This is a genomic window from Micromonospora acroterricola (assembly GCF_003172955.1).
Taxonomy (GTDB): domain Bacteria; phylum Actinomycetota; class Actinomycetes; order Mycobacteriales; family Micromonosporaceae; genus Micromonospora; species Micromonospora acroterricola.
The window spans coordinates 1-2751 of sequence record NZ_QGKR01000030.1; the positions used below are offsets into that span (position 1 = coordinate 1).

3 protein-coding genes and 1 pseudogene are annotated in these 2751 nt (G+C 75.0%); all 4 read right to left on the bottom strand.

The features are described from left to right. Window positions 1-462: pseudogene (locus DKT68_RS00275) on the bottom strand (phage shock envelope stress response protein PspM); the annotation flags it as partial. Between the two features lie 23 nt (window positions 463-485). Further along, window positions 486-1367 carry a PspA/IM30 family protein gene (locus DKT68_RS00280; RefSeq protein ID WP_109815440.1) on the bottom strand — a complete coding sequence of 294 codons (882 nt, stop codon included), beginning with the start codon at window positions 1365-1367 and terminating at the stop codon, window positions 486-488. 199 nt (window positions 1368-1566) lie between these two features. After that, window positions 1567-2007 (bottom strand): helix-turn-helix domain-containing protein, encoded by a 441-nt coding sequence (locus DKT68_RS00285; RefSeq protein WP_109815441.1) that lies wholly within the window; start codon window positions 2005-2007, stop codon window positions 1567-1569. A gap of 153 nt (window positions 2008-2160) precedes the next feature. Continuing rightward, entirely contained in the window at window positions 2161-2727 is a 567-nt protein-coding gene (locus tag DKT68_RS00290) for a CinA family protein (protein ID WP_109815442.1), read from the bottom strand. Window positions 2728-2751: the final 24 nt, after the last annotated feature.

Consider the following 2751-nt stretch of genomic DNA (forward strand, 5'->3'; position numbering starts at 1 on the left):
CTCGAGCACCGCCGGCTCGGCCAGCCCGGTCAGCCGAGGGGCCATCCCGGCCAGGGTGAGCGCCGCCCGATCGAGCCGGGCCCAGTGCTTCACCGCGTTGGTGCCGCGCAGCGCGACGCGGGTGCGAACCCGACGGACCTCGGCCAGCACACCCGGGCCGACCGGCAGGCGCTCGACCGCGGCGACCAGCCGGGCCCGCGACCGGGCCGCGGCCTCGGCCGGGGCCAACGCCGGGGGCGCCGGCTGGGCGGCGAGCACACGCAGGTCGATCCAGCGCCAGGCGGCCAGCGCCACCGCACTGCCCGCGGCGCCGGCCCAGGCCGCGTCGGGCAGCCCGAGGCCGGCGTACGGGGTCAGCACCGCCGCCGCGCCGCCGAGCCCACCGGCCAACACGCTCCACCGGCGGGCGGACCGGCGTAGCCGACCCAGCCGACGGAAGTACCGCGTCCGCTCGTCTGCCACCCTGACCTCCTCGGACCGGTCGTTCAGCCGGCGGCGGTCGGGTCGCCGGTGCCCCGTTCGCGGGCCATGCTGGCCCGCAGCTCGTCCAGCCGGGCAGCGGCGGCCGGGTCGCCCGCCGGGTTCGCCGCGGCGGTCGTCCCGCCCTGCGGCACCGCCGGTCCCTGCGCCGCACCGCCGAGCTGCTCCCCGGCCATGCTGGACCGGATCTGCTCCAGGCGGGCCGAACCCGCCGAGTCGATGCTCGCCTTCTGGATCTCCAGCATCCGGCCCTCGGCCGAGTTGCCGGCCAGTTCCGCGCGCCCCATCGCGTTGGCGTACCGGCGCTCGATGCGGTCGCGCACCTCGTCGAGGGACGGGGTGGTGCCGGGCGCGGTCAGCGACGACATCGACTCCAGCGAGCGGGCCACCGTCTCCTGCATCTTGGCCTGCTCCAGCTGGCTGAGCAGCTTGGTGCGCTCGGCGAGCTTCTGCTGGAGGATCATCGAGTTGTTCTCCACCGCCCGGCGGGCCTGCGCGGCGGCGCCCAGCGCCTGGTCGTGCAGGGTCTTCAGGTCCTCGGTGGCCTGCTCGGCGGAGACCAGCTGGGTCGCCAGGGTCTGCGCGGACTGTTCGAAACGCCCGGCCTCGGCCTCGTCACCCTTGGCCCGGGCCTGGTCGGACAGCACCAGGGCCTGCCGCGCGTTGCCCTGCAACCGCTCGACCTCGGACATCTGCCGGGACAGCTTCATCTCCAGCTGACGCTGGTTGCCGATCACCGCGGCGGCCTGCTGAACCAGCGCCTGGTGCTGGCGCTGCGCGTCCTCGATGGCCTGCTGGATCTGCACCTTGGGATCGGCGTGCTCATCGATCTTGGCACCGAAGAGCGCCATCAGGTAGTTCCAGCCCTTGACGAACGGGTTCGCCATCTCCGCCGCATCCCCTCAGTAGCGTCCTCCACCGCGGCCGGGCCGGATGAACCGACCGACCGCGACCCGGCCGGTCTCCATCGTCCCAGCCGAACGCCAACACGGCATCCGTACCGGCCGGTCGACGGCGCCGGCAGCTCCTGCGGGCAACCCTACGCGGCTGTGGCCAGCTCGCCCATGGTCAACGGGAAGGACGAGCTCAGGCGGCGCAGACCACGTCCCGGTCGCGCTCGGTGGGGCGGACCCGGGTGCTGCGCAGCGTGGCCTTGAGCGGCGAATCCTGGCGGACCGAGACGGCGACCTTGCCGCCGGAGGTGACCTGGTGCACCCCCCGGTTGCTGCTCTTGCGGACGGCGGGCGCGGCGGCCGGCTCGTCCTGCAGGGGGACCAGCACCCCGGGCATCTGCTCGGCCAGCGCCACGGTGTCGCTGACCTCGCGCAGCAGCTCGGACAGGCGTGCCCCGAGCGCGTCGCAGATCGCGGCGAGCAGCTCGCTGGACGGCTCCTTGTGCCCACGCTCGATCTCGGAGAGGTAACCGAGGCTGACGTTGGCGGCGGTGGACACCTCGCGCAGGGTGCGCTGCTGTCCCTGCCGGCGCGCCCGCAGTGCGTCACCGATCACCCGGCGTAGCAGGACCATCGCACCTCCCCCTGAGGGATACCTCACACCCGACGTCACGCAGCCGGTGGCGGCGGACCGCACCGGCCCCGAGCGCCGGAGCCTTCCCGCAACCGTACCCGGTGCGGGCCCGAGCGACATCCCGCCCCGCCCGTCGGTTCGCCCGGGGGCGGCTCACCGGCGCCCGGCGCCGGCCGTGCCGGCGTCGTCCCGGGAGGCTTCGTCAGCGGCGTGGATGCGCTCGGCGAGCAGCCGCAACGCCTCGGTCACCGCCGCCGAGCGGACGTGATCGCGCCCGCCGTCCAGGTCGAGCTGGCGGACCTCGCCGCCGTTGGGCCCGGCGACCGCGACGTAGACCAGGCCCACCGGCTTGCCGTCCTGCGGCTCGGGACCGGCGACACCGGTGGTGGCCAGTCCCCAGTCCGCGTCGCAGCGCTGCCGACCGCCCTCGGCGAGCGCCGCCGCCACGTCCGGGTCGACCGGCCCCCGCTCGGCCAGCAGCTCCGCCGGTACGCCGGCCAGCTCCGACTTCAGCTCGGTGGCGTAGACCACCAGCCCGCCCTGGTAGACCCCGCTGACCCCGGCGATCTCCACGATCGACGCGGAGAGCAGCCCACCGGTGAGCGACTCCACCGTGGCCAGGGTCTCGTGTCTCTGCGCAAGGCTGTGCACCACACCCGCCGCCGGACTGCCGACCGGCGGACTGCCCACCGGTCGCTCCGTGCCCGTTTCCCGCTCCATGAACCCGTCCTTCCCCACCCGGCC

Coding starts and splice junctions, on each gene's coding strand:
- DKT68_RS00290 (WP_109815442.1), bottom strand. CDS start 2,727: ATGGAGCGGGAAACGGGCACGGAGCGACCGGTGGGCAGTCCGCCGGTC.
- DKT68_RS00285 (WP_109815441.1), bottom strand. CDS start 2,007: ATGGTCCTGCTACGCCGGGTGATCGGTGACGCACTGCGGGCGCGCCGG.
- DKT68_RS00280 (WP_109815440.1), bottom strand. CDS start 1,367: ATGGCGAACCCGTTCGTCAAGGGCTGGAACTACCTGATGGCGCTCTTC.